Origin of the sequence: Bifidobacterium sp. W8103 (assembly GCF_016100775.1) — a bacterium.
Lineage (GTDB): Bacteria > Actinomycetota > Actinomycetes > Actinomycetales > Bifidobacteriaceae > Bombiscardovia > Bombiscardovia choladohabitans.
Genome location: NZ_JACFRV010000001.1, coordinates 21,435 through 46,481 on the forward strand (window position 1 = coordinate 21,435; position 25,047 = coordinate 46,481).

Below are 25,047 nucleotides of genomic sequence, written 5' to 3' on the forward strand. Positions count from 1 at the left end.
GGGAGGGCATTGCTGCGCCTCCCTCCTTCAAGGGCCGATCAGTGGGTCTGATCCAGCTCAGGATAGAGCGGGAAGGCCTCGACCAGCCGGACCACCCGGGCCTTGAGGGCATCCAGATCCGCCTGGGGACCCTGGGCCAGCGCAGTGCCGATCACGTCGGCCACCTCCTCGTACTGGGCCGGGCCGAATCCGCGTGTGGCCAGGGCGGAGGTTCCGATGCGCAGACCGGAGGCCACAGATGCCGGGCGCGGATCGAAGGGCACCGTATTGCGGTTGACGGTGATGCCGATCCTGGCCAGCAGGTCCTCCCCCTGGCGGCCGTCCATCTCGCTGTTGCGCAGATCCACCATGACCAGGTGGACGTCCGTACCTCCAGTGAGCACGGTGATGCCGTTGTCGGCCACATCCTTGGCCATCAGACGCTCGGCCAGAATCTTGGCGCCCTCCAGGGTGCGCTCCATCCGCTCCTTGAATTCAGGCGTGCCGGCCAGCTTGAAGGCCACAGCCTTGGCGGCGATCACATGCATGAGCGGGCCACCCTGGTTGCCGGGGAAGACCGAGGAGTTGAGCTTCTTGGCATACTCCTGACGGGCCAGGATGAACCCGGACCGGGGTCCGCCCAGGGTCTTGTGGGCCGTGGAGGAGACCACATCGGCATAGGGCACCGGGCTGGGATGCAGACCGGCTGCCACCATACCCGCGAAGTGGGCCATATCCACCCAGAACTTGGCCCCCACCTCGTCGGCGATCTCCTTCATGGCTGCAAAGTCCTCAATACGCGGATAGGCGCTCCATCCGCCGATGATCAGGGCCGGATGGGTCTCCAGGGCCCGCTGGCGGATGATCTCGGGCTCGATGCGGAAGGTGTCCGGATCGACCCCGTAGGATTCGGCATGATAAAAGCGTCCTGAGAAGTTGATCTTCATGCCGTGAGTCAGGTGGCCACCGTGGTCCAGGGCCAGGCCCAGCACGGTGTCGCCGGGCTTGATCAGGGCCTGGTAGACGGCGGCGTTGGCCTGGGCGCCCGAATGCGGCTGGACGTTGGCGTACTCGGCGCCGAAGAGGGCCTTGGCACGGTCCCGGGCCAGGTTCTCGACCTGGTCCACCCACTCGCATCCGCCGTAGTAGCGTCTGCCGGGATAGCCCTCGGCGTACTTGTTGGTCAGCACGGATCCCTGGGCCTGCAGGACGGCCTTGGGCACGAAGTTCTCAGAGGCGATCATCTCCAGGCCGCCGCGCTGACGCTCCAACTCCCCATCCAGCAGTGCGGCGATCTCCGGATCCACCTGCGAGATCGAAGAGTTCAGGACATCGTAGGATTGCTGTACCGGGTTCTCTTCGACCATGGGTCGCTCCTTTGTCTTTGACATACAGCCTCGGATACAGGGCTGGTGGGCAATACTGTACGCCATGCCGGCCCCTGGCAGGCCCTGACGTCCATGGACGGTTTCATCCGCGAGCCGAGCAGTGCAATGGTTCGGACCCCTGCGCGGGGTAGAATGCCCTGGTAATGATCAGTTCGGCGACATGGCGGAGGGGCAGGCAACCATGAGCACATACCACAGCACCCGAGGCGGAAGGGAGCAGCTGCAGTCCAAGCAGGCCATCAGACGGGGCCTGGCTCCTGACGGCGGACTCTACGTCAGCGATGAATTGGACGCTGAGACCATCGACCCTACGTCGGTTGCCGGCCTGGACTACAAGGGCACGGCCAAACTGGTCCTTTCGAGACTGCTGAGTGATTACACTTCCCCAGAGCTGGACTCCTGCCTGGACGCGGCCTACGGAGAACAGTGGTCCGATCCGGCAATCACCCCTCTGGTGGACCTGGGCGGCAACGACTTCGTACTGGAGCTCTTCCGCGGGCCCACTTCGGCATTCAAGGACGTGGCCCTGCAGCTCCTGCCAAGACTGATGGCTCTGGCCGGGGAGGATGGCGAACGGATCATGGTGCTCACCGCCACCTCCGGAGACACGGGCAAGGCGGCGCTGGCCGGATTCGCAGACGCGCCGGGCACGGGCATCACCGTCTTCTACCCGCAGGGCAAGGTCAGTCAGATCCAGCGCCTGCAGATGGTCACCCAGCAAGGCGGCAACCTACAGGTCTGTGCGGTTCGGGGCAATTTCGACGATGCCCAGTCCGCAGTCAAATCCATCTTTGCCGACGCCGACCTGGCTGGTGAACTGGAGGAGAAGGCCTCGACCGTCCTCTCCTCGGCCAACTCCATCAACGTGGGCCGCCTGGCTCCGCAGGTCGTCTACTACTTCCGGGCCTACGGGTCCTTGATGGAACGGGGAGTGATCAGATCTGGGGATCCGGTCGAATTCTGCGTGCCCACCGGCAACTTCGGCGATGTGCTGGCCGGATACTATGCCAAGATGATGGGCCTTCCGGTGGCCCGCCTGACCGTGGCCTCGGACCGCAACCGGGTCCTCAACGACTTCCTGACCACGGGCGTCTATGACCGCAACCGCCCCTTCTACACCACCACCTCCCCCAGCATGGACATTCTGATCTCCTCCAACCTGGAACGGATGCTCTATTACATGGCCGACGGCGACACCAAACTGATTGCCTCGCTTATGGCCGATCTGGAGTCCACTGGACGCTACCAGGTGCCTGAGGCCCTGATGACCAGAATCCGCGGGCTCTTCTCCTGTGGCTGGGCCGACGAGGACCAGGTGGCCTCAGCCATCAGCGGCTGCTGGGAGGACCGTGGATACCTGATCGATCCGCACACGGCCTGTGGCTACCAGGTCATGATCGGCCAGACCGACAGGGATCCTGCCGTGCCCCGGGTGCTGCTGTCCACGGCCAGCCCCTACAAGTTCCCCCGGGTGGTCTGCCAATCCCTGGGCCTGGAGACCCCGGACAGCGACTTCGACTGCATGGACATCCTGGCCGAGTCCACCAACACCAGGCCCCCCAAGGCTCTGCGCACCTTGGAAAACGCGCCTGTGCGCTTCCAGGACTGCATCGATCCCGGGTACATGTCCAACTACGTCCGCCATGCGGTCATGCGGTCCTGAAGCCTGAGCGAATTGACTCAGATCTCCTTCCTGGCGTAGACCTTGCGAGATATGGCTATCGAAACCATATCAGCCGCCAGAATCACCGCCAGCCCGAGGAGCACCGGCCGCCACAGGTCAGAAGTCAAAAATCGCATGATTGAATTCCAGAAGGTCCCCCAGTCCAAGGGCAGCAAACTGCCGATAAGGGCCATGATTGGCACCAAACCAAGAAGCGCCAGGAAGACTATCATTGCCTTAACTGGCTCCAGCCAATAAAACAAGGGTGTAGCTACAGCAAAGAGCAAAGACTCCAACAGGAACAACCCCGAAGCAAACAAGACAGTGTCACGCCAATGGTCCTAATCATGCAAAAATGAATCAGTGGCGTAGAAGAAGAATATTGCATAGCCGCAAGACTGAACTAGGACCAGCAGAATTACAGCAGCATAGCGTCCAAATACCTGGTGATCACGTGTTATGGGCAGCAGACCGTTCAAACGAATTGCCGTATTGCTGAAATCGACGAACATACCGAATACCAGGCCTACAAGCAGTCCGATTCCCATGCTGGTTACTGCTCCCGTCAACGCAGTCCGTGCTTCTTTCCCATCATTGCCTGTCAGGGCCATTACTAGGTTCAGCAGGATTCCGATGAGAGGAACGGACATGAAAATCATCACACCGACCCAGGTTCTCCCTGCTCCTGAGAAACGTTGCATGTCCAACCTGATCTGCTTGGCCATCGCCTTCATGATTCCACCTCCTTATTCTTGCCGGTCGCGGCAAGTGAGCCTGCGGTCAGTCTGATGATGTTGTCAAAGTCGGCCCGCTCAACCAGGTAGCGGTTCTCCGAGGGCTCCACGGCGGCAGGAGAAGCAGATGTCAGAAAATCCTTCAAGTGTTCAGTAGGGACCAAAGCCTCGAAACCGGTGGCGGAACGCTGCAAGCCCATCAGATGCGGCATTTGCGCTCCAGCCAGATCGTCCGGCCCCCCTCTCACAACCTGGAAAGCCTCCATCAACTCGTCCTTGGGGCCGGTGTAGAAGACAGACCCCCGGTTGATATAGGTAACGAAGTCAGCCACCCGTTCGAGATCCGCGGTGATGTGCGTGGAGAAAAGCACCGAGTGACGACCGTCGCCGATGTAGTCCAGCAGAATATCCATGAGCTCGTCCCTGGCCAGGACATCCAGACCACTGGTGGGCTCATCCAGAATCAAGAGCCTTGCATCGTGGCTGAGGGCGACGGCCAGCATCAGTTTCATCTGCATGCCACGGGAAAGCTTGCCGATTCTGCGGTTTTCCTGCAGACCGAACCGACGCAGATAGTCATGATAGCGATCACTGTCCCAAGAGGGATACATGGGTGCCATCACTGGCTCGACGGCCTTGACCTTCCACGCCTCAAGGAAATAAATGGAATCGAAGACCACACCCAGGTCTGCTTTGACCTCCTCCTCCTGACTCAAGGGATCACGGCCCAGAATGCTGATTTCTCCGCTGTCTCGGCGAGTCATATTCAGCAAGAGCCGGATCAGGGTGGATTTACCTGCACCGTTGGGGCCTATCAATCCCATGATGTAGCCCATGGGCAGGTCCATGGTGACCTGGTGCAGGCGGAAACCTGTGCCGTCAGCCTTGACGTAGCTTTTCCCAAGGTCGCTGACGCGCAGGGCATAGTCGACATCTTCACCAGAAGTCATCATCGGCGGTGATGCACACATACTGCTATTCCTTTCCTTCTTCGGACGCTGGCGCAGAACCCTTGTCGCCCAGCAGGATGTCGAGCAGGCCGCGAATCCGGTCCGGGTCCATCCCGGCCCGACGAGCCGTATCGACCGCCTCCCCCAGCAGGGACTGCACGCGGTTCTCCAGATGCTGCCGCATGACCTGGTCGCCACTGTCGGCCACGAAGGTCCCCTTGCCTTGGATGTTCTCCACCAAGCCCTCTTGGGCGAGTTCGGTATAGGCGCGGGTCACGGTCAACACGGAGACCCTGAGCTCTCGCGAGAGATGTCGCAGGGAAGGCAGTCCCTCCCCCGCTTTCAGGTCTCCGGTCAGGATGGCCGAACGTATCTGGTCCTCGATCTGCCGATAAATCGGCTGTCCGGACAGGGATGAGATGATCAGCTTCATCCAAGCCCCTTTCGTTGATTGTCGGCACGACCCTGGCTGAGCTGTACCGGTGTTCATGTATACACTATAACAGTTTAATCATGAAGACAAACTTTGCCGCTGATCTTCTCAGGACGTGATTCACAGATTCCACAGAAACGGCGCTGCAGTGCTGAAATCCCGACCGATCACGACTTCGGACAAAATCCATGTTGACCAGGTCATTGCCGCATTGCACATGCCAAGGGCGGATACGGTGTCATCAACGAAAATCAAGCACGGGTGTTACCGCACGATCGTCTACAGCCAATGGCCTGCTGTCAAAGCAACAGAATGACAGATGTCGCGTACTCAGCGGCACGGCCACAAAAGGCAGCAAAGTCGCCCGCAACAAAGTTGCCGAACCTTGTCAAAGTCGCTGAATCGACGAACTTTGGCATGGCAAGGTTGAGGCTACAACCAGACCTATCGGACCTGGAGTCTGCTGGAGGACAGAAGCTCTCGGGCGTGCTTCAGGGAAGTTGTGGACTCGCTGCCGGCCAGCATCCGGGCAATCTCCCGCTCCCTGTCTTTGCCTTCTACCTGGTGGACCAAGGTCTCTACGGCATCGCCGCCCTCCCGGCCCTTGGCCACGACGAACTGTCGATCGGCCCAGGAAGCCACCTGCGGCAGGTGGGTGACCACAATCACCTGGGCGGTGACGGCCAGCCGGGCCAGACGACGACCTAGTTCTACAGCTGCCCGACCGCCGACGCCCGCATCCACCTCGTCGAAGATGAAGGTCATCGTCGGGTCACCGACCTGGGAATCACGGCCAGCATGTCCATGGTCAGACCCGTCAGGCCGCGATGATGTCCGGCCTTCGGCGGCCACCAGCTCCAGGGCCAGCATGAGTCTGCTGAGTTCGCCGCCCGAGGCGCTCTTGCCCATGGGCAGAAGGTCCGAACCCGGATACGGTCTGAAGAGAAAGTCGATCTGATCCAGACCATGCCCGTCCATGTCCTGGTCCTGGCCTGGTCTGACACGGATCTCCAGCCCAGCGCCCGCCATGGCCAGGGAGTGCAATTCACCGTCGACAAGATCGCTCAACCTTCGTGCAGCCTTGGCCCGTGACGCTGACAGAGTCCGTGCGGCTTTCAGGGCGCTCCCGCGAAGCTGCTCAACCTGACCCTGAAGCTCCTCAAGCTTCTCGGGTGAGGCATCCATGTCCTCAAGCTCAAACGCAGCCTTCTTGCGCCAGGCCAGAACGTCGTCGATGTCCGGCCCCCAGCGTCGGGTCAGCTCATCCAAATCGTGGATGCGGGCGTTGATCTTGTCCAGATCGCCCTCCTGGCCTTCGTCATCCAGCTGGCTGCTCAGGGTGAAGACCAGATCAGACAGATCAGCATTCAGCGACCGCAACCGCTGGGCCGACTCCTGAAAGACCCCCTCCACACCGATGCCTTCCAGGGCGGCGATGGCTCGTTCCACCAAGGCCGTGGCCGATGGTGCGTCGGCATCCGGGTCGATCTGGCCGGAGTCCAAGGCGGACAGCGCGGACATGACGCCCTGACTGATCTGAGCCGCGTGCTCGATCCGGTCCCGTTGGGCCTTGAGTTCACGATCCTCGCCGGAATGGGGGTCGACCCGGTCTATCCGGGCGATGGACTCACGGAGATAATCAGCCTGGGCCATGGCCCCTGACTGCTGGTTGCGCAGCTCCTCAAGATGGTCCTGGGCCTGTCGGTACTGCCTGAAGGCCTTGGAAAAAGCCTCCAGCTGCGGACCGTCACCGGCATAGGCATCCAGAAATTCACGCTGCCGGGCCGGACTGGCCATACGCATCTGATCCGCCTGGCCATGGACGGTGACCAGCATTCCAGCCACCTCCTCCAGCAGGCCCCGAGGTGCTGTCCTGCCATTCAGGGCGGCACGGGAACGCCCCTTGACAGGCATGGTCCTCGCCAGGAAGATCTGTCCTTCATCCTCCAAGGGCAGGCCAGCCTCGCTTATGGCAGCGGTCACTGGATTCTCGGCTCCTGCCGTTCCGGCGTCGAAAATCCCCTGGACCCAGGACTCGTGTGCCCCAGGCGACACGAGTTGCGGACGGGCAGTGGACCCCGAGATCAGCCTGATGGCGTTGAGCAGCATGGACTTGCCAGCCCCGGTCTCCCCAGTGATGGCCGTCATGCCAGCAGCAGGGCGCAGCAGGGCATGGTGGATGGGACCCAGGTCTCGTACTTCCAGCTCTTCCAGCATCAGTGCTCCTTGTTCGACTCCGGCGGCTCCCCCTGGTCCTGCCCGTTCGCAGCCGCCGAGGGACGATGCTGCTCCCTCCAGCCGACCACCGGCAGGTCGAACTTGGAGACCAGCCGTCTGGTGAAGGGCACTCCCGACAGCCTGGCCAAACGCAGGATGTCGTGGGACTGTCGCACCACAATGCGGGACCGCTTGGGCACAGGCCGTTGACGGCGCCCATCGTTGCAGATCCAGCCGGCCGACTGGGAATCACCCAGAATATCCAGGGTGAACTGCGACTTGGGGCCGATGATCAGGGACCTGGCGAAGAGGGCGTGGGCGGCTATGGGCACCATCTGCAGCGACTGCGCATCCGGCCAGACGATGGGCCCGCCCACCGAAAAGGCATAGGCCGTCGATCCGGTCGGGGTGGCCACGATCATGCCGTCGCAGCCGAAGGAGCTCATCTCCACATCGTCCACTCGGACCGATACCTCGATCATCTTGCCCCGATCATATCGTTCCAGGGTCATGTCATTAAGGGCCCAGTCGCTCAGTGGTCGATCGGCTCCGGGTATCCACAGGTCCACATGGGCCACCATCCGCTCGTCGATGGAATAGTCATGATCGGCCACCCGGCGGATGGCCTCCCCTATCTGGAAGCTCTCGAACTCGGCCAGGAACCCCACGTGACCCAGATTGACACCCAGGATGGGCACCTCGGTGCCCTTGACCAGCTCTGCAGCCCGCAGAATGGTCCCGTCGCCGCCCAGGACGATGACGATCTCGGTGTCGTCAGCCACCTTCTGGCTGGGACTGCCGAATTCCGGGGCGGCGATGTTGTCGACAATCGAGACGCGAAATCCGTCCCGGCGCAGCTGCTCCTCGACCTCGTCAACCAGGTGGCCGCTTGCCCGGACCCGGCTGTGCGTGACCACGACAGCGCTACGAGCACCCATGGGGCCTCCCTTCCGGCAACAATGATCATCCTATCGGGCCCGGCCAACAGCGGCGCTCATCGCGGCGGGGTCAGGCCAAACGACGACCAGCAGCCTCTGACATGCCTCGCCCGGTCTCATACCGGGGCGATCCGGTCCCTTCCACGGCATCGGCATCAACCACAACACGGGAGACATCCGTCCTGTCGGGCAGCTCGAACATGGTCGCCTCCAAGGTGTGCTCGATGATTCCACGCAGCCCGCGGGCGCCGACCTTGCGCTCCAGGGCGATGGCGGCAACACGGTCCAGGGCGGCATCGGTGAAGACCAGATCGGCCCCGTCATCCAGGAACATGCGCCGGTACTGGTCGACCAGGGCATTGTCCGGTTCGGTCAGCACCCGCCGCAACTCATCGGCGCCCAGCGGCTCCAGTGTTGAGATGACCGGCAACCGCCCCACGAACTCGGGAAGCAGGCCAAACTGTTCCAGGTCCTCGGACCTGACCTGACTCATGACCCGGTCGTCGGGCACCCTATCGCTGCCCTGAGTAGCCGAGAATCCGCTCTCCCGCAGGCCCAGCCGCCGACGGACGATCTCCTCCAGACCGACGAAGGCGCCGCCGCAGATGAAGAGGATGTTGGCCGTGTCCATGACGACCGTGCGGACATCGCCGTGCCGCCGCGAACCCTGTACCGGCACACGGGCCTGGGTGCCCTCGATGATCTTGAGCAGGGCCTGCTGGACCCCCTCGCCGGACACGTCACGGGTGATGGAGGTGTTCTCCCCGGATTTTCTGGCGATCTTGTCGATCTCGTCGATGTAGATGATCCCACGCTGGGCCAGGTCCATATTGCCGTCGGCGGCCTGGAGCAGCCCCTGCAGGACGGACTCCACGTCCTCGCCCACATAACCCGCCTCGGTCAGGCTGGTGGCATCCACAATGACGAAGGGGACGTTCATGATGGTTGCCAAGGTTCGTGCCAGGTAGGTCTTGCCTACGCCGGTGGGACCCATGAGCAGGATGTTGGACTTGTCCACCTGGACGCGTGGGGCAGCATTCTTTCTCTCTAACGCAGTGTCAGCAACACGGCCACGGTCGCCCAGGTCCATGTTTACACGCTTGTAGTGGTTGTAGACAGCCACCGACAGGGTGCGCTTGGCGGCCTCCTGGCCGATGACATAATGGTTCAGATAGGCGAATATCTTTGAGGGCGCAGGCAGAGACACCCGCTGATCGGCGGCATCCTTGGCCATATCCTCCTGGATGATCTGGGCGCATAGGCGTATGCATTCATCGCAGATTGCGCAGGAAGGTCCCTTGACCAGACGGCGCACCTGATGCTCGTCCTTGCCACAGAACTCGCAGCGATTCAGTCCGTCATTGTAGCTGACCACACGGCCCATGGCTCTCCCTTCCCGGAGAATCCGCAAGGATCGCCGAAATCATATGTGAGCGGCATCGTCCATGATGCCAAAAACGTCCGGAGGCCGTGGACCCCAGGGGCCCGCCGCCATCCGGACGATCAATCATGTGCGCAGTCACCGGAGCTAATCGCGGTGCTCCAGGACCTCGTCCACCATCCCGTAATCCTTGGCCTGCTGGGCGGTCAGAATGGTGTCCACCTCGATATCCTTGCGGATCTTCTCCACATCCTGGCCGGTGTGCTTGGCCAGTGTCTCCTCCAGCCAGGTGCGCATGCGCAGCATCTCCTTGGCCTGGATCTCGATCTCGGTGGCCTTGCCGAAGTCCTGCTCCATGGCCGGCTGGTGAATGAGCACACGGGCGTTGGGCAGGATCAAGCGCTTGCCCTTGGTGCCGGCGGCCAGCAGAACGGCAGCAGCCGAGGCAGCCTGGCCCAGGCACACAGTCTGCACATCGGGCTTGATGTACTGCATGGTGTCGTAGATGGCGGTCATGGCCGTCATGGATCCCCCCGGCGAGTTGATGTAGATGATCACGTCGCGGTTGGGATCCTGGCTCTCCAGAACCAGGAGCTGGGCCATGATGTCATCCGAGGAGGTGTCATCCACCTGGACGCCCATGAAGATGATCCTGTCGTCGAAGAGCCTGGTGTATGGGTCCTGGCGCTTGTAGCCGTAGGGGGTGCGCTCCTCGAACTGCGGCAGCACATAGCGATCAGCGGGCATGGCGGCCAAACCGCGAGGGCCAGCCAGTCGACGGGCCCGTGCTACGAATTGCGCTTCTTCAGATGCCATGTGGAGTGCTCACTTCCCTTGATCCGCGGTCATAGTGCCGTGGGTGGTCACGATCCGGTCGACAAAGCCGTACTCCAGGGCCTGCTGGGCCGTGAACCAATGATCGTATTCGTTGTCCCGGTAGATCTCTTCCAGGGTGTGGCCGGTCTGCTCGGCCGTCAGCTGGGAGAGCGTGCGCTTCATGTCCATGATCAGCTCGGCGTTGATCCTGACATCAGTGGCCGTGCCTCCTACGCCGCCCGAAGGCTGATGCATGAGCACCCGAGCATGGGAGGTGACGAAGCGCTTGCCCTTGGCCCCGCTGGAGAGCAGGAACTGGCCCATGGAGGCAGCCATACCGACCGCGACCGTAGCCACGTCGGGCTCAATCAGCTGCATGGTGTCGTAGATGGCCATGCCCGCCGTGATGGAGCCGCCAGGCGAATTGATGTAGAGCCAGATATCCTTCTTGGGATCCTCGGCCGCCAGCATCAGCATCTGTGCGCAGATAACGTTGGCGTTGGCGTCCTTGACCTCGTCCCCCAGCCAGATGATCCTGTCCTTGAGCAGTCGGTTGAAGATGGGATCGGTCGGCGTAGGGGCCTCCCCCTCCTCCATCACAGGACTGGTTGCCAATGAGTTGTTCACCCTGTCTCCTTCGATAAACGTATCTGTATTGAGAGTAGCCCCCGCAATCGACGCGGCCGTGGTCTTTCCGCTCTTTGCGCAACCGCTACGACAGGGCCGCACCCAGGCTGTTTCGCCACTGGGTGCGGCCCTGTTCGTTGCGATTTGTGAGCTACTCCTGATCCTGGGAGAGCTGGTCGGCCACTTCGGCTGCGGCAGAAGCAGCCTGGACGCTCTCGTCCTGCTCCTCCTGGGCCTGGGGCTCATCTTCGCCCAGGAAGCGGCTCAGGTCCACCTCCTGGCCATCGGGATCCTTGAAGGTGACGGCTCGCATGCCGGCCAGCATGCCCTTGGAGCGGCCAACCTCCTGCACAGCCGAACCCAGCTGGCCGTTGCGGACGATGCCGTTGATGAAGGCGCTGGGATCCATGCCGTACTGCTGGGCGATGGAGGCCAGGAAGTTGGTCACATCGGCCTGGCTGACCGTGATGCCCAGCTTCTCAGCCAGGGCGTCCAGGGTCATCTGGTCGCGCAGTTCCTTCTCCACGCTCTCCTCGGCCTCGGCCTTCTCGTCCTTGCTGGCCTTGTCCGGGTCCTTGCCGGTGTTCTTGAGTTGATCGGTCACCATGGACTGCTTGATGCCCTTGGGCACCGGGATGTCCAGGCCGTCCTGGAGCTTGGCGATGAAGGCGTCGCGGGCGTCAGTGGCCTGCCGACCCTCGGCATCCACCTGGCACTGCTTGCGCACGTCCTCGCGCAGCTCCTTCAGGGTCTCGAACTCCGAAGCCTCCTTGGCGAACTCGTCGTCCAGGTCGGGCAGCTCCTCGGCCTTGACCGAGTTCACCTTGACCTTGATCTGGGCCTTCTCGCCCTGGTGCTCGCCTGCCTCCAGGGTGCCCTCGAAGGTGGTCTCTTCCCCGGCGGACAGCCCGTCAAGGGCCTCATCCAGGCCGTCCAGCATGGTGTTGGAACCCAGCTCGTAGCTGACCCCCTGCTGGGAGTCCACGGACTCGCCGTCGATGACGGCATCCAGGTCGATGTTGGCATAGTCACCCTTGGATGCGGGGCGATCCACGCTGACCAGGGTGCCAAAACGCTGACGCAGGTTATCCAGACGCTTGTCCACATCCTCGTCGGTGACGGCGGGCTTGGGGACCTCGATTTCCATGCCCTCGATGTCGGGCAGCTCGATCTTGGGACGAATCTCCACCTCGGCGGTGAACTTGAGCTTGGTGTCGTCCTTGGCCGAGGAAGGAATGTCCTTGACATCAATCTGCGGCTGCGCCATGGCGTGCAGCTGCTTCTCCTCCAGAGCCTTGGAGTAGAGCTCGGGCACGCCGGCGTTGACGGCCTCGCCCGCCACACTGGCAAAGCCCACGCGCTGATCGATGATGGGTCCAGGGACATGGCCCTTGCGGAAGCCGGGGATGGTCACCTGCTTGCCGATCTCCTTACGGGCCTGATCCAGGTAGGGGTTCAGCTCATCGGGATCGACGGTGATGGTGAGCCTGACCTTGGTGGGCTCGAGGTTTCTGACGCTGATTTTCACGCTGCGCTCCAATTCATCCAAACCGTTTGATCTGCCAGTAAGGCAACCGTTACATGATAGCGCGAGTCAGGGACTCTGACAGGAGTGAAACCTGCCAGGGGCGGGCGCCCTCCTGACGCAGGAAGTCGGCCACATCCCGCTTCTCCGGTTCGTCGGTCCAGCAGAGGTTGCGCAGGTAACGGGGCTTGATCAGAATCTCGTCGGGGGTGTTGGTCCGGCGTCCCACTTCGGCCACCGCCTTGCGTGCTGCCTCCAGCCTGGCGAACCGGTCCGGGTGGCGGTGCCGCCAGACCTGCATGGACTTGGGGGCATTGGTCTCCTCACACCGCGGCTTGGGAGGCACCGGCAACTCTTCGGTAGGCAGACTCAGCGCCTCCAGAATGGCCTGTTTCCAGACCGAGGGCCTCACCCGGCGCTGAATGGGAGCGTAGCGCTCGAACATGCGGTCCTGCTCGCCGCCGGTGTGAATCCTGACCCGCTCGTTCAAGGACCGGATGGCCCGGAACTGAGCGTTGTTGTGCGGCTTGAGCCTGCCGGCCTCGATGATGGCCTTGTCAGGCAGGAGGAGCGTCGGAGCGATGTCGTTGCGGCGGGCCAGCTGGTCTCGAGCGGTCCACAGCGAGCGGGCCACAGCCAGGCCTCGGCGGTCGTTGTGCAGGGCGTTGATATGCGAGATATGCCGCCAGGGCTGTTCAGGCTCTGGCTTGGGGATTTTGCCCTGCTCCAGCAGCCAGGCGAATTCCTGCCTGGCCCATTCATCCTTGCCGTGACGGCGCAGGTCCTCCAGCTCGCGCGACCGCACCTGATCCAGCAGCTCCACGTCCAAGGCAGCGTAATTGCGCCAATCACGCGGCAGTGGGCGGTAGGACCAGTCTGCGGCAGAGTGCTCCTTGGCCAGCGTCAGCCCCAGGTAATGCGCGGTCACTGCAGACAGGCCGTAATGACCCAGGTTGAGCATCCTGGCTGCAAGCTCGGTATCGAAGAGCGATGAGGGCCTCATGCCCAATGCATGGAAGCCAGGCAGATCCTGAGGGGAGTCATGAATGATCCACTGGGCCCCATCAACAGCCTTATTGAATTCCGACCAGTCACAGCCCGCCTGCGTCAAAGCCGGTGGATCCAGCAGGAATATCCCCGCCCCCTGGCGCTTGAACTGGACCAGGTAGTCGTCGTGGCCATAGCGGAAACCAGAGGCCCTTTCAGCATCGGCGGCCAACGCACCGCTCCCTCGGGACAGCATTCGACAGGCCCGGCGATATCCGGCCATATCGTCGATGACCGACGGCACACCCTGGGCGGGCTCTGAAAGCAGCTGCGTCTTAGGTTCCGTGGTCACCTGCGCTCAACCTCTTTTTTAGTTTGTCTTCCATCACGCCACCGGACCGACCGGCCCGGAAAACACACGCCTGAAAGCATAGTCCATGGCCTCAACCCACCGACGATTTCTCACTGTGAATGCCATGTCGGGATTTTATCGATTTTTCAGTGTCGGTCATCCATTGAATCCGTCACCCATTGAACCTGCCAATCATTGAACCTGCCAATCATTAGGCCGGTCATTCGGCGTGCCATTCATCTGATGATTCTGTCATTCAGTGAGTCGGTCACTTGCTGATTGGCCGGCTGGCCTGCGCCCGAGCAAACAAAACTCCCCACGACATCTGCCGTGGGGAGTCACAAGAGAATTATTCGGGTTTCTCCTGGATCCGCCCTGGAACCAAATTGGGTTCCACGCCTCAGTAGACCACGAAGCCGTGGGCCTCCAGCTGCTTCTTGACCCGATCCTTCAGGGCCGCAGAGGGGCCTTTGGCATCCTCCAGCGGGTAGGGGATGCGCAGCTCATGCCACTTGGGCCGTCCAAGCTGATGGAAGGGAAGCACATCAATGTGCTCGATGGCATCCTTGAACTGTTCGCACACCCGAGCCACATTCTCGACGTTCTCCTCGGAGTCGGTCAGTCCCGGCACCAGCACAAAGCGAACCCATATCTTGCTGCCACGGGCTGCCAGACGCTTGCCGAATTCGATTGTGGGGGCCAGCGTGCCGCCGGTCACCTTCTTGTAGGTGGCCTCGTCGCCGGACTTGACATCCAGCAGGCATAGGTCGATATCGTCAATCATGGCATCGGTGTAGTTGCGATTGAGGAAGCCCGAGGTGTCCAGGCAGGTGTGGACGCCCATCTCCTTGGCTGCACGAAAGACGCGTGAGACAAAGGCTGCCTGCATCATGGACTCGCCGCCGCTGAAGGTGATTCCTCCGCCCGTGCTCTTGAAGAGGTCCTGGTAGCGGGCCACCTTGTCGATCATGGCCTGCAGGTATACGGGCTGGCCATCACGCATCTTCCAGGTGTCAGGATTCTGGCAGTACTGGCAACGCAGGGGGCATCCGCTCATGAAGACGGTCATCCTTGTACCCGGCCCGTCCACCGAAGTGTTGATGTCCCAGGAGTGAACAAATCCGATGTCGCCCGTGCGCAGGGCATTCATGCGGTCGTGCCGGTCCAGTCCAATGGGCGATTCAAACCCCGAAAGGCCGCCCATCAGCGTCTGGCTCTGGTAGACCTTGGATTCCTTGAGCATGTGCGGGTGTGTGGTATGGAAGGTGGTGGTCTCCGTCATCGGATCCTCCTGAAAAAGACGAAAAGGGGGCAGGGCCTTGGTGCGCCCCGCCCCATGATTCACCGTCTCATCAACGGTTGACTATCGCACAAGGGCGATCAGTCGGTCACCGCGCCCTGGTGGAAGGTGCGGGAGATTACGTCGAGCTGCTGCTCGCGGGTCAGCTTGACGAAGTTGACGGCGTAGCCCGAGACGCGCACGGTCAGGTGCGGGTACTTCTCGGGGTGCTCGACAGCATCCTCCAGCTGCTCCTTGCGCAGGACGTTGATGTTGGCGTGGTAGAGCCCGTGGCCGTTGCCGGCATCCAGGATACCCACCAGGTTGTTGATACGCTCATCCTCGTCGCGGCCCAGGCCGTCAGGGGTGATTGTGTTGGTCAGCGAGATGCCGTCCAGGGCGTCGTTGTAATCAATCTTGCCCACGGAGAACATGGAGGGCAGCATACCGTGCGAATCCATGCCGTTCTCGGGGTTGGCGCCGGGAGCGTACGGGGTGCCCTTCTTGTGGCCGGAGGGGAAGGACCCGGTGTTCTTGCCATACTCCACGTTGGAGGTGATGGTCAGGATGGACTGGGTCGGCACAGCGCCACGGTAGACAGGCAGGCGCTTGATCTGGCCCATGACGGTGGACACGGTCCACTTGGCCAGATCGTCGGCGCGATCATCGTCGTTGCCGTAGATCGGGAACTCACCGACGGTCTTGTAGTTGACGATCAGGTCGTCGTCAGCGCCCTCGACATACTCAGGGGTGCCCTTGGCATCCTTGTTGTAGATCGGGTAGACCTTGGCGTACTTGATAGCCGACAGGGAGTCAGCGGCGATGGACAGGCCGGACATGCCGCAACCCAGGGTGCGGTAGACCTCCTTGTCGTGCAGGGCCATCTCAATGGACTCGTAGTCGTACTTATCGTGCATGTAGTGGATGATGTTCAGAGCCTCGACGTAGGTCTCGCTCAGCCACTGCAGGGCCTTCTCGTAGTTGTCCTTGACCTCCTGGAAGTCCAGAGAACCGTCTTCCTTGGGGGTGACAGGCTTGATTACGTCCTTGTCGATGACCTGCATACCGGTCATCTCGTCACGGCCGCCGTTCATGGCGTAGAGCAGGGCCTTGGCGGAGTTGACACGAGCGCCGAAGAACTGCATCTGCTTGCCGACCCTCATGGGGGACACGCAGCATGCGATGGCGGCGTCATCGCCCCAGTGGGCGCGAATGTCCTTGTCGGACTCGTACTGGATGGCGGAGGTGTCGATGGAGATACGAGCGCAGAAGCGCTTGTAGCCCTCGGGCAGCTTCGGATCCCAGAAAATGGTGATGTTGGGCTCGGGGCCGGGTCCAAGGTGCTCCAGAGTCAGGGTTGCCAGCAGACGGAAGGAGGTCTTGGTGACCATGGGCCTGCCGTCGTCGCCGAAGCCGGCGTCGGACCAGGTGGCCCAGTAGGGGTCGCCCGAGAAGATGTTGTCGTAGTCCTTGGTCCGCAGGAAGCGCACGATGCGCAGCTTCATCACGATGTTGTCGATGATCTCCTGGGCGTCGGTCTCGTCGATCAGGCCAGCGGCCAAATCACGCTCGAAGTAGACGTCGAAGAAGGCGGACAGACGGCCGATGGACATGGCGGCGCCGTCCTGGCTCTTGACCGAGGCCAGGTAGGCCATGTAAGTCCACTGGACGGCTTCCTTGGCGTTCATGGCAGGACGGCTCAGATCCAGGCCGTACTCCTTGCCCAGGTTCAACAGCTGCTTCAGAGCCTTGATCTGCTCGGCGTGCTCCTCGCGGAAGCGAATCCAGTGCTCGATCTCTTCCTCGGTGAAATCGTTGCGGTAAGGAATCGAATCCTTGTCGGCCTTCTTGCGGGCAATCAGCTCGTCGATGCCGTACAGGGCCACACGACGATAGTCGCCAATGATGCGGCCGCGGCCGTAAGCATCGGGCAGACCGGTCAGAATCTTGTTGTGGCGGGCCAGCTTGATTCTCTTGGTGTAGACGTCGAAGACACCATCGTTGTGGGTCTTGCGATACCGGGTGAAGATCTTCTTGACCTCGGGATCGGGCTCCTTGCCGGCCTCCTTGAGGGCCTGCTCAACCATGCGCCAGCCGCCGTAGGGCATCATCGCGCGCTTGCAGGGCACATCGGTCTGAATGCCGACAATCACGTCGTCCTGAGTTTCGCCGGCAGGCTTGCCGTCGATGTATCCGGCCGGGAAGGCGTCAATGCCCGCCGGAGTGTGGGTGTCCACGTCGTAGACGCGCTGCTTGCGCTCTACGGCAAGGAAATTGTCATCCAGGTAGTTCCACAGGAACTTGGTCTTCTCCGTGGCCGGTGCCAGGAAGGATTCGTCACCGGTGTAGGGAGTGTAGTTCTTTTGAATGAAGTCGCGAACGTCGATGTCTTTCTTCCAGTCCTCGCCCTTGAAGCCCTTCCAAGCCTTGGCTTGCAGCTCTGCGGGAGAGACGGTATTGGTCTCAACTGCTGTCATAGTCAACTCCTTGTTGATATGGTCAATGGCGCTTCCTCACACCACTGTCGCTTTCAAGTATAGGGTGCGCACTACCACGGGAAACCGAATCGCGACGTGAGCTATATCACACTGCGGGCAGACTCGCAATGGGCGCCACGCCCATATCTTGCGAGCTCGCCCGGCACACCGCCTGTGTCCCGATCCGTTCTGATTGCGTGGCCGACTGGTCGCCAACGCCGGCGGGCGATCCAGCGCGAGCTTCATCTGTCAGCTGACGACTGTCCCTGCTCAGGATCTCCCTCCCAGGCCTGCCGCCAACGACGGTCTTCCTCATCCCATTCCTTGTTCCTGCGCTTGGCAATCTTCCAGGCATCGAGGGCTTCCTGCTTGCTGCGGTAGGGGCCCATCCGCCTGTCCTGGGGAGACAGCTTGCCCTGCTCGGGTCTGCCGGTGACCGTGTTGAAGTACCAGGCCGTCCGCTCCTGTTCGGCACCCATGGCGATCACTCCCTGAAGGCGTTGGTGACGGGCAGCCGGCGATCCCGGCCGAAGGCCAGGGAGGTGACCTTGGGCCCCAACGGGTACTGACGCCGCTTCCACTCGGCCCGATCAACCAGACGCATGACCGTGTCGACCGTGTCGGAATCGAAGCCATCGGCCAGAAGGTCGGCCCGACCATGGGCATGCTCGATGTACGCCTCCAGGACTTTGTCAAGCAGGCTGTAGTCGGGCAGGGAATCAGAGTCCTTCTGCCCTTGACGCAGCTCGGCAGAGGGCGGCTTGACAATGGAGTTGACCGGGATGGGCTCACGCTCGCCCTGTGCCTGAGCCTGGGCGTTGCGCCAACGAGCCAGCTGCCATACCCGCGTCTTGAGCAGATCCTTGATGGGCGCGTAGCCACCGACCGCATCGCCATATATGGTTGAGTAGCCGCAGGCCAGCTCGGACTTGTTTCCGGTGGCCAGGGCCAGAAGCCCCTCGGCATTGGCGTAGGCCATGACGAGGACGCCACGAATCCGGGCCTGCAGATTCTCTTCAGCAACCCCCTCCAGGTGCAACTGCCCTTGGAAGGCGTCGAACTCAGGGCCTATCGGCTGGACCACGTAACGCACGCCCAGACGCCGGGCCAGGTCGGCAGCATCATCCCGGGAGCCTTCCGAGGAGTAGCGGCTGGGCATGGAGATGCCCCGCACATGCTTCCCCCCGCAGGCATCGGCGGCCATGGTCGCCACCAGGGCCGAGTCGATCCCGCCTGACAGCCCCAAGCAGACGCCCGTGAAGTGGTTCTTGGCCATATAGTCCTTGAGCCCCAGCACGCAGGCCCGATAGACCTCCTCGTCCCCAGGCATCTCTTCGGCCATGCAGGACTGGCTGGGCAGTGGGCGCTCCCCCCGTGCAGGCAGCGTCCACATGGATAGATCCTGCACGAACCTGGGTGAGCGCTCCAGCAGGGTCCCATCCTGATCCACCACGAAACTGCCGCCATCAAAGACCAGGTCGTCCTGCCCACCCACCTGGTTCAGGTAGAGCAGGGGTGCGCCGACCTGCTTGGCCCGGCGAGCCGCCAGCTCGTAACGGACATGCCCCTTGCCCTCCTCGAAGGGTGAGCCATTGATGGTCACCAAGAGGTCGATGTCCCGTCCAGCCAGGTCGCTGATGGGATCGCCCTCCTGCCAGATGTCCTCGCAGATGGCCAGCCCAATCCGGTGCCCCTGCACCTCCAGGACCACGGTCCTATCGCCCGGGGTGAAAATCCTGTACTCGTCAAAGACACCGTAGTTGGGCAGGAAGTGCTTGTCGTAGCCGGCCTCGACCCGACCCTGGTGCAGGACCACCAGCCGGTTGCGGGGCCGGTCCTGATCCGTATCGGTGCCAACGGTCCCCACGATTACATAGAGATGGCCCAGACCCTGCTCCTCAAGCTCCCCGGCCAGACTGTCGGCCCGAGACCAGGCGGCCCGACGGAAGCTGGCACGAAATGCCAGGTCCTCGATTGGGTAACCGGTCAGGCTCATCTCGGGAAAGACCACCAGGGTCGCCTCCTGCTCAGCGGCCTTTCGGGAGTAGTCCATAATAATGTCGGCGTTGCCGTCAAGATCGCCCACACAGGTGTCGATCTGAGCCAGAGCCACCAGCAGATCGCCATCCCGCCGCGGCTGTTCCTCTTGTATGCCCATACCATGATTCTAAACCGTGCCAGGGCCGGCCCACGGGCAGACAGTCCCGAGTGGGGACCGAAGCAGAAGAAGACGGGATTGCGGATGTCTCAGACCTTATCAGCACCAGCCTTGCGGGCGGCCCGGCGCACCAACACCGAGGCGACCAACCCCAGAAGAAGCAACAGGACTGCGAAGCCCATGGCCCACTGGGCGCCTTGGGTGAATCCCTCGGTCAAGGCATTGGTCACCTGAGGACCCAGTGCTCCCAGCCGGCCGCGGGTACCCTGAGCGCGCAGACCGACGATGGCATTCCCTGCGGAGGACTGGACCGATCTGACCAGGCCATCGGCCATCTGCGCTGAGATTCCCTCGAGGGCCGTCAGATGCCCTGGCAGCACCAGGCTCAAAGCCAGGGAGAGGGCGGAGCCGGATACTGCGGCGCCCAGGGCGGTCCCCCACTGACGGATGGTGGACTGGGTGGCAGAAGCCTGGCCGGACTGGGAAACCGGGACACCGGAGAGCACCAGACTGGTCAGCTGTGCCGAGGCAAAGCCCAGACCAGCACCGTAGATGATCAGAGTCAGGGTCATGGGCCAGACCGGCACCGACCCACGCATGAGCAGAATGGACAGGGCCACACCGACAATCTCCATCAAAAGACCTGTCTGCACCGTGCCGCCGGCTCCCAGACGGGCTGAAACCACCCGGGCCAGACCGCCGGAGACAACCGACCCCAGGGCCATGACACCCAGGATGGATCCGGCCCCCAGGGGACTCAGGCCTCTGGCGTTGATCAGGTAGAGGGGCAGGATGAACATGACCGCGAACTGACCGGCGTTGACGATGGCGGCCGTGAGGTTGCCCCAGCCGAAGGTGCCGATGGCGAACATGGACACGTCCAGGATGACCATCCTGCCCCTGCGAGCCCTGGCCAGCTCGGTCAGCGCAAAGGCGGCCAGCAGGGCCAGCCCCAGGATCAGACTGACCGGAACCGGCGACAGGGGCGCCGATACCGACCAGTGCAGTGGGCCAAGTTCAAGTGCGGCGCGGGGATGCCACCAGCCATAGGTCTGCCCCTCGATCAGCGCAAAGACCACCAGGGCCGAACCCAGGGCCGAAAGGAGTATGCCCTTCCAGTCGGCAAGCATCCCCCACCGGTCGCCGGCCTGCCGGGGAGCGGACTTGGTCTCGGGTACAAAGACTGCGCTGGCCACAAGAACGATCAGCCCCAGGGGCAGATTGACCAGGAAAATCCACCGCCATCCGATGGTGCTGGTGAAGACCCCGCCCAGGAAGGGGCCGACTGCCGCAGCGGATGACATGACAGCCCCCCAGATGCCGAATGCAGTGGCCCGGTGCCGGCCCCGGAAGGTGGCGGACACGGTAGAGAGGGTGGACGGCATGACCAGGGAGCCACCGATTCCCTGCACAAGCCGGGCCAGAAGCAACATTGTGCCGGAGGAAGCCGATGCCGCGAAGACGGAACCCAGTACAAAGATGACCGTACCCACCTGCAGGATCCGTTTGCGTCCGATCATGTCCCCGAGCCGACCGGAAGGCAGGAGCAGGGCTGCCAGCACGATGCTGTAAAGGGCGGTCACCCACTGGGCTTGAGCCAGGTTGATATGGATGGCGGCGATGATGGAGGGTATGGAGACGTTGACAATGGACGAATCCAACACAATCATGGCCAGCCCCAGGGCCAACACCCAGAGGGCACGCCAGGGCGGTGCCGCCTCCTGAGACCCTTGGCCGCCTTTCTGACTGCCCTTCTTCACGTCCATGCTTGCCGATCCGCTCATCAGCTCTCCCCTCGCCCTGGTCTGCAATTTTTTGCGACTATACGTCGCGAAAAATCGTCTCGCAAGTTCACTCTGCGCGGACAAGCCGCAGGCTGAAGAGGCCCGGGCAGCTTGGCTCTGCTGGAAATAGGCCATATCATATGCCCCATGACCGGCCGAGCTCGATTCGTTGTCGCTGCTTCCAGAAGGCCGGACCGAGGAGGACCATGCCCAGGATCCGCGAATCCACGCTCCAGGAGCACCGCGCCAAAACCCTGGACCAGATCATTGCCGCCGCCGAGGCCATCCTTCGGACCGGCGGACGCGACCAGCTGACCATGGCCGAGGTGGCCCGACGCACCAATCTGGCCCGGAACTCCCTCTACCGCTACGCCCGGGATGCCGACCAGCTCTGCGACATGGTCATGGAGCGGCATCTGCCCGACTGGGGTCAGGCCCTGGACCGGGCCCTGGGTAGGACAGACGACCCGAGCCGGAAGATCGAGGTCTGGACCCGCACCAATCTGGAGCAGGCCGGACTGCACGGACACGGTTGGCTGATGAACCTTTACGCCGAGCAGCACGACGAGCAGTTACGCCAGGCCCTGATCTACGGCGGTCCCTCGAATCCCCATGAGCCCGACCTTAGGAGCGATCGGTCCACAGACCGGCAAATCCAAGCCCTGCTGGACTTCCACCGGCAGGTCAACCAGCCGCTGATCCAGGCTTGGACAGCCCTGCGGCCAGCAGATCCGGCCATGGGTGTGGAGGTGACGCGAGGCATCGTCCAATCCGGCATGCGCCTGATTGATGCCATGGACCAGGAGCTTGAGCCCGAGCAACGGCAGAAACGACTGACCATCATCATCGAGAAGGTGACCGCCTGCGCCAAGGCCGTCACCGCCACCCTGACGGAAGGACCTACATGCGCCTGATCGGCAACATCTGCTGGCTGCTGCTGGGAGGACTGGCCATCGCACTGGCCTGGACCCTGGTGGGCATCGTGCTCTGCCTGACCGTGGTAGGCATCCCCCTGGGCGTCCAGGCCTTCAAAATGGCCAGACTGACCCTGACCCCCTTCGGCAGGCAGGTCATCTATGGAGGCGGGTTGGGATCCTGGCTGGCCAATCTGCTCTGGATCATCCTGGGCGGTTGGTGGCTGGCTCTGGCCTATCTGGCGGCCGGGCTGGTCACCATGCTGACCGTGGTGGGCATACCCTTCGGCCTGCAGGCCCTCAAGATGGCCCGCCTGGCCCTGATGCCCTTCGGGTCCTCTGTGCGCGTCGCCGTCTTATGAAAGGATTGGGATATGAGCACAGTCATCATGCATACCTCAGAAGGCGACATTCGCCTGGACCTCTTTGACGACAAGGCCCCTGAAACCGTAGCCAACTTCCTGGATCTGGCCGCCGGCCGCAAGGAATGGACCGATCCCGAGACGGGCCGGAAGCGTCAGGATCCTTTCTATGACGGGCTGACCTTCCACCGGATCATCAAGGACTTCATGATCCAGGGCGGCTGCCCGCTGGGCACCGGCACAGGCGGCCCCGGCTACGAGTTCGACGATGAGATCGACCCCTCCCTGACCTTTGAGGAACCCTACAAGCTGGCCATGGCCAATGCAGGGCTGCGCCGGGACCCCGCCACCGGAAAGACCCACGGCACCAACGGATCGCAGTTCTTCATCACCACCGTGCCCACCCCCTGGCTGAACGGGCATCACACCATCTTCGGCCAGGTCGCCGACGAGGATTCACGGAATGTGGTCGACAAGCTGGATGCCGTGGCCACCGACCCGGGCGACCGTCCCCTCGAGCCGGTCTTCATCAACAGCGTCGAAGTCCTCTGAGCCGTGCCGGGGATGGTTTCGAAAAAGACACCCAGCAGATTCCAGCCCGGCACACGCAGCTACACCATGTCCCGGATCAGGGGCACGGAAACATCAATAGAACGCCAGGTCCGGTCCTACCTCTTTTCGCGAGGTCTGCGTTTTCGCAAAAATGACAAGAGGTATCCGGGCCATCCTGATGTGGTTCTGCCCAAGTGGCGGGCCATGGTATTCGTCAACGGCTGTTTCTGGCACATGCATCAGGGCTGTGCCAAATTCTCCCTTCCCAAATCCAATGTGGAGTTTTGGACCACAAAGCTGACAAGGAACCGTCTGCGGGATCAGGAGCAGGGGGAAAAGCTGAAAGCCATGGGCTGGCGGGTTTTCACAGTCTGGGAGTGCCAGCTGGACGCCCGCCATGCCCAGGAAACCCTGCAGAAATTGTATGAGGCCATCACAGCAGATGGCGATTCGAACGAAGGAGTCAAGAATGAGTAGATTGAACGGCAAGCGGCAAGAAGCTGAGCAGAAGGACATGCGGGTCAACTTCGCCATTCTCGGAGCCGGACGGATAGCCAACGCCCTGGCCAAGACGGTGGTGATGATGGCTGGGGATCAACGGTATAGCCACCTGGTGGCCCCATACGCCGTGGGCGCCAGGGACGGGGACCGCGCAGCCGCCTTCGCTGAAAAATATGGATTCCAGCATTCCTATGGCTCCTACCAGGAACTCTTGGATGATCCCCAAGTGGATCTGGTCTACATCGCCACGCCTCACAGCCTCCACGCCGAGCAGGCCATCGCCTGCATGAAGGCCGGAAAGAACGTGCTGGTCGAGAAGTCCTTCGCCGCCAACGCCGACCAGGCCAGGCAGGTCATGGAGACATCCGAAAGCACCGGCCTGCTCTGCACCGAGGCCATCTGGACCAGGTACATGCCCTCGCGCTCCATCATCGACGACATCATCTCCTCGGGAGAAATCGGCACCGTCAGGACCGTGACCGCCAACCTGGGATATGTAACCGCGGGCAAGGCCAGAATGACCGACCCGGCCCTGGCCGGTGGCGCCCTGCTCGACGTGGGTGTCTACCCTCTCAACTTCATCGACATGGTCATGGGGCCCAAGCCCATTGAACGGGTCTGCACGGATTGGGTACGCAGCCCGGAGGGCGTGGACAGCCAGAACTCCACGACCATTTTCTACCAGGATGGATCCATGGGCGCAGCGGCCAGCTCCATGGTCTCGGACAGCGACCGGACCGGCAACATCTGGGGAGACCGGGGTTACCTACAGTGCGCCAATATCAACAATGTGGAGTCCATCGACCTGTACGACGGGGACCACAAGTTGATGAAGAACTACCCCATTCCCGACCAGCTGACCGGCTATGAGTACGAGGTGGCCAGCTCCGCACAGGCCATCCTGGACGGCAAGACCGAGTGCGCCCAGATGCCCCACAAGGACACCCTGCGCATCATGGAGCTCATGGACTCCCTGCGCCGCCAGTGGGGATTGGTCTTTCCCTTCGAATCATGAACTATCAGATAAAAG

At 62.1% G+C, this 25,047-nt stretch carries 23 protein-coding genes; 6 read left to right on the forward strand and 17 right to left on the reverse strand.

The window, feature by feature from the left end; translation table 11 throughout:
• Nucleotides 1-38 precede the first annotated feature (38 nt).
• Nucleotides 39-1,346, reverse strand: coding sequence for a serine hydroxymethyltransferase (gene glyA / locus H3U90_RS00115; protein WP_232340552.1), 1,308 nt, complete (start codon nucleotides 1,344-1,346; stop codon nucleotides 39-41).
• A gap of 202 nt (nucleotides 1,347-1,548) precedes the next feature.
• Between glyA and thrC the strand changes: the two genes are divergently transcribed.
• On the forward strand, nucleotides 1,549-3,030 hold the full coding sequence (gene thrC / locus H3U90_RS00120) for a threonine synthase (RefSeq protein WP_198176544.1): 1,482 nt from the start codon (nucleotides 1,549-1,551) through the stop codon (nucleotides 3,028-3,030).
• 17 nt (nucleotides 3,031-3,047) lie between these two features.
• Here the strand turns inward: thrC and H3U90_RS00125 are convergent, their stop codons facing one another.
• From H3U90_RS00125 to H3U90_RS00200, 16 genes are all read right to left on the reverse strand, one after another.
• Complete coding sequence (locus H3U90_RS00125; RefSeq protein WP_198176545.1) at nucleotides 3,048-3,335, reverse strand: hypothetical protein; 288 nt, start codon at nucleotides 3,333-3,335, stop codon at nucleotides 3,048-3,050.
• 36 nt (nucleotides 3,336-3,371) lie between these two features.
• Complete coding sequence (locus H3U90_RS00130) at nucleotides 3,372-3,764, reverse strand: hypothetical protein (protein WP_198176546.1); 393 nt, start codon at nucleotides 3,762-3,764, stop codon at nucleotides 3,372-3,374.
• On the reverse strand, nucleotides 3,761-4,717 hold the full coding sequence (locus tag H3U90_RS00135) for an ABC transporter ATP-binding protein (RefSeq protein ID WP_415873751.1): 957 nt from the start codon (nucleotides 4,715-4,717) through the stop codon (nucleotides 3,761-3,763). Before H3U90_RS00135 ends, H3U90_RS00130 begins: the two co-directional genes overlap by 4 nt.
• A 22-nt stretch (nucleotides 4,718-4,739) precedes the next feature.
• The gene (locus H3U90_RS00140; protein ID WP_198176548.1) at nucleotides 4,740-5,147 is read right to left on the reverse strand and encodes a GntR family transcriptional regulator; all 408 of its coding nucleotides are present in this window, start codon (nucleotides 5,145-5,147) and stop codon (nucleotides 4,740-4,742) included.
• A gap of 444 nt (nucleotides 5,148-5,591) precedes the next feature.
• Nucleotides 5,592-7,364 (reverse strand): DNA repair protein RecN, encoded by a 1,773-nt coding sequence (gene recN, locus H3U90_RS00145; RefSeq protein WP_198176549.1) that lies wholly within the window; start codon nucleotides 7,362-7,364, stop codon nucleotides 5,592-5,594.
• Nucleotides 7,364-8,302 carry an NAD kinase gene (locus tag H3U90_RS00150; RefSeq protein WP_198176550.1) on the reverse strand — a complete coding sequence of 313 codons (939 nt, stop codon included), beginning with the start codon at nucleotides 8,300-8,302 and terminating at the stop codon, nucleotides 7,364-7,366. The genes recN and H3U90_RS00150 overlap by 1 nt, the downstream gene beginning before the upstream one ends.
• A gap of 70 nt (nucleotides 8,303-8,372) precedes the next feature.
• A complete protein-coding gene (gene clpX, locus H3U90_RS00155) occupies nucleotides 8,373-9,686 on the reverse strand; it encodes an ATP-dependent Clp protease ATP-binding subunit ClpX (protein WP_198176551.1) in 1,314 nt (437 codons plus the stop codon).
• A gap of 144 nt (nucleotides 9,687-9,830) precedes the next feature.
• A complete protein-coding gene (locus tag H3U90_RS00160) occupies nucleotides 9,831-10,499 on the reverse strand; it encodes an ATP-dependent Clp protease proteolytic subunit (protein ID WP_198176552.1) in 669 nt (222 codons plus the stop codon).
• 9 nt (nucleotides 10,500-10,508) lie between these two features.
• A complete protein-coding gene (locus tag H3U90_RS00165; protein WP_029678947.1) occupies nucleotides 10,509-11,096 on the reverse strand; it encodes an ATP-dependent Clp protease proteolytic subunit in 588 nt (195 codons plus the stop codon).
• 181 nt (nucleotides 11,097-11,277) lie between these two features.
• Entirely contained in the window at nucleotides 11,278-12,654 is a 1,377-nt protein-coding gene (gene tig / locus H3U90_RS00170) for a trigger factor (protein WP_198176553.1), read from the reverse strand.
• Nucleotides 12,655-12,703: 49 nt separating this feature from the next.
• Nucleotides 12,704-13,990, reverse strand: coding sequence for an HRDC domain-containing protein (locus tag H3U90_RS00175; RefSeq protein WP_198176554.1), 1,287 nt, complete (start codon nucleotides 13,988-13,990; stop codon nucleotides 12,704-12,706).
• Nucleotides 13,991-14,390: 400 nt separating this feature from the next.
• On the reverse strand, nucleotides 14,391-15,272 hold the full coding sequence (pflA, locus tag H3U90_RS00180; RefSeq protein WP_198176555.1) for a pyruvate formate-lyase-activating protein: 882 nt from the start codon (nucleotides 15,270-15,272) through the stop codon (nucleotides 14,391-14,393).
• A gap of 98 nt (nucleotides 15,273-15,370) precedes the next feature.
• Complete coding sequence (gene pflB / locus H3U90_RS00185) at nucleotides 15,371-17,746, reverse strand: formate C-acetyltransferase (protein WP_198176556.1); 2,376 nt, start codon at nucleotides 17,744-17,746, stop codon at nucleotides 15,371-15,373.
• 242 nt (nucleotides 17,747-17,988) lie between these two features.
• Nucleotides 17,989-18,225: a hypothetical protein gene (locus tag H3U90_RS00190; RefSeq protein ID WP_198176557.1), complete on the reverse strand. Its 237-nt coding sequence runs from the start codon at nucleotides 18,223-18,225 to the stop codon at nucleotides 17,989-17,991.
• Between the two features lie 5 nt (nucleotides 18,226-18,230).
• Complete coding sequence (locus tag H3U90_RS00195; RefSeq protein ID WP_198176558.1) at nucleotides 18,231-19,904, reverse strand: NAD+ synthase; 1,674 nt, start codon at nucleotides 19,902-19,904, stop codon at nucleotides 18,231-18,233.
• 89 nt (nucleotides 19,905-19,993) lie between these two features.
• Nucleotides 19,994-21,688, reverse strand: a complete 1,695-nt coding sequence (locus H3U90_RS00200; RefSeq protein WP_198176559.1) for an MFS transporter — start codon at nucleotides 21,686-21,688, stop codon at nucleotides 19,994-19,996.
• 206 nt (nucleotides 21,689-21,894) lie between these two features.
• Between H3U90_RS00200 and H3U90_RS00205 the strand changes: the two genes are divergently transcribed.
• The 5 genes from H3U90_RS00205 to H3U90_RS00225 are packed head-to-tail and all read left to right on the forward strand — an operon-like array spanning nucleotide 21,895 to nucleotide 25,032.
• Nucleotides 21,895-22,602, forward strand: coding sequence for a TetR/AcrR family transcriptional regulator (locus tag H3U90_RS00205; protein ID WP_198176560.1), 708 nt, complete (start codon nucleotides 21,895-21,897; stop codon nucleotides 22,600-22,602).
• Entirely contained in the window at nucleotides 22,593-22,964 is a 372-nt protein-coding gene (locus tag H3U90_RS00210; RefSeq protein WP_198176561.1) for a YccF domain-containing protein, read from the forward strand. Before H3U90_RS00205 ends, H3U90_RS00210 begins: the two co-directional genes overlap by 10 nt.
• 12 nt (nucleotides 22,965-22,976) lie before the next feature.
• Nucleotides 22,977-23,516 (forward strand): peptidylprolyl isomerase, encoded by a 540-nt coding sequence (locus H3U90_RS00215; RefSeq protein ID WP_015021693.1) that lies wholly within the window; start codon nucleotides 22,977-22,979, stop codon nucleotides 23,514-23,516.
• A 12-nt stretch (nucleotides 23,517-23,528) separates the two neighbouring features.
• Nucleotides 23,529-23,993 carry a very short patch repair endonuclease gene (locus H3U90_RS00220; protein ID WP_198176562.1) on the forward strand — a complete coding sequence of 155 codons (465 nt, stop codon included), beginning with the start codon at nucleotides 23,529-23,531 and terminating at the stop codon, nucleotides 23,991-23,993.
• The gene (locus H3U90_RS00225) at nucleotides 23,986-25,032 is read left to right on the forward strand and encodes a Gfo/Idh/MocA family protein (RefSeq protein WP_198176563.1); all 1,047 of its coding nucleotides are present in this window, start codon (nucleotides 23,986-23,988) and stop codon (nucleotides 25,030-25,032) included. The genes H3U90_RS00220 and H3U90_RS00225 overlap by 8 nt, the downstream gene beginning before the upstream one ends.
• Nucleotides 25,033-25,047 lie beyond the last annotated feature (15 nt).

Excerpts from the sequence above, each read along its gene's own strand:
- glyA (WP_232340552.1), bottom strand. The coding sequence starts at position 1,346 with ATGGTCGAAGAGAACCCGGTACAGCAATCCTACGATGTCCTGAACTCT.
- thrC (WP_198176544.1), top strand. The coding sequence starts at position 1,549 with ATGAGCACATACCACAGCACCCGAGGCGGAAGGGAGCAGCTGCAGTCC.
- H3U90_RS00130 (WP_198176546.1), bottom strand. The coding sequence starts at position 3,764 with ATGAAGGCGATGGCCAAGCAGATCAGGTTGGACATGCAACGTTTCTCA.
- H3U90_RS00135 (WP_415873751.1), bottom strand. The coding sequence starts at position 4,717 with ATGATGACTTCTGGTGAAGATGTCGACTATGCCCTGCGCGTCAGCGAC.
- H3U90_RS00140 (WP_198176548.1), bottom strand. The coding sequence starts at position 5,147 with ATGAAGCTGATCATCTCATCCCTGTCCGGACAGCCGATTTATCGGCAG.
- recN (WP_198176549.1), bottom strand. The coding sequence starts at position 7,364 with ATGCTGGAAGAGCTGGAAGTACGAGACCTGGGTCCCATCCACCATGCC.
- H3U90_RS00150 (WP_198176550.1), bottom strand. The coding sequence starts at position 8,302 with ATGGGTGCTCGTAGCGCTGTCGTGGTCACGCACAGCCGGGTCCGGGCA.
- clpX (WP_198176551.1), bottom strand. The coding sequence starts at position 9,686 with ATGGGCCGTGTGGTCAGCTACAATGACGGACTGAATCGCTGCGAGTTC.
- H3U90_RS00160 (WP_198176552.1), bottom strand. The coding sequence starts at position 10,499 with ATGGCATCTGAAGAAGCGCAATTCGTAGCACGGGCCCGTCGACTGGCT.
- H3U90_RS00165 (WP_029678947.1), bottom strand. The coding sequence starts at position 11,096 with ATGGAGGAGGGGGAGGCCCCTACGCCGACCGATCCCATCTTCAACCGA.
- pflA (WP_198176555.1), bottom strand. The coding sequence starts at position 15,272 with ATGACGGAGACCACCACCTTCCATACCACACACCCGCACATGCTCAAG.
- pflB (WP_198176556.1), bottom strand. The coding sequence starts at position 17,746 with ATGACAGCAGTTGAGACCAATACCGTCTCTCCCGCAGAGCTGCAAGCC.
- H3U90_RS00190 (WP_198176557.1), bottom strand. The coding sequence starts at position 18,225 with ATGGGTGCCGAACAGGAGCGGACGGCCTGGTACTTCAACACGGTCACC.
- H3U90_RS00195 (WP_198176558.1), bottom strand. The coding sequence starts at position 19,904 with ATGGGCATACAAGAGGAACAGCCGCGGCGGGATGGCGATCTGCTGGTG.
- H3U90_RS00200 (WP_198176559.1), bottom strand. The coding sequence starts at position 21,688 with ATGAGCGGATCGGCAAGCATGGACGTGAAGAAGGGCAGTCAGAAAGGC.
- H3U90_RS00205 (WP_198176560.1), top strand. The coding sequence starts at position 21,895 with ATGCCCAGGATCCGCGAATCCACGCTCCAGGAGCACCGCGCCAAAACC.
- H3U90_RS00210 (WP_198176561.1), top strand. The coding sequence starts at position 22,593 with ATGCGCCTGATCGGCAACATCTGCTGGCTGCTGCTGGGAGGACTGGCC.
- H3U90_RS00215 (WP_015021693.1), top strand. The coding sequence starts at position 22,977 with ATGAGCACAGTCATCATGCATACCTCAGAAGGCGACATTCGCCTGGAC.
- H3U90_RS00220 (WP_198176562.1), top strand. The coding sequence starts at position 23,529 with ATGGTTTCGAAAAAGACACCCAGCAGATTCCAGCCCGGCACACGCAGC.
- H3U90_RS00225 (WP_198176563.1), top strand. The coding sequence starts at position 23,986 with ATGAGTAGATTGAACGGCAAGCGGCAAGAAGCTGAGCAGAAGGACATG.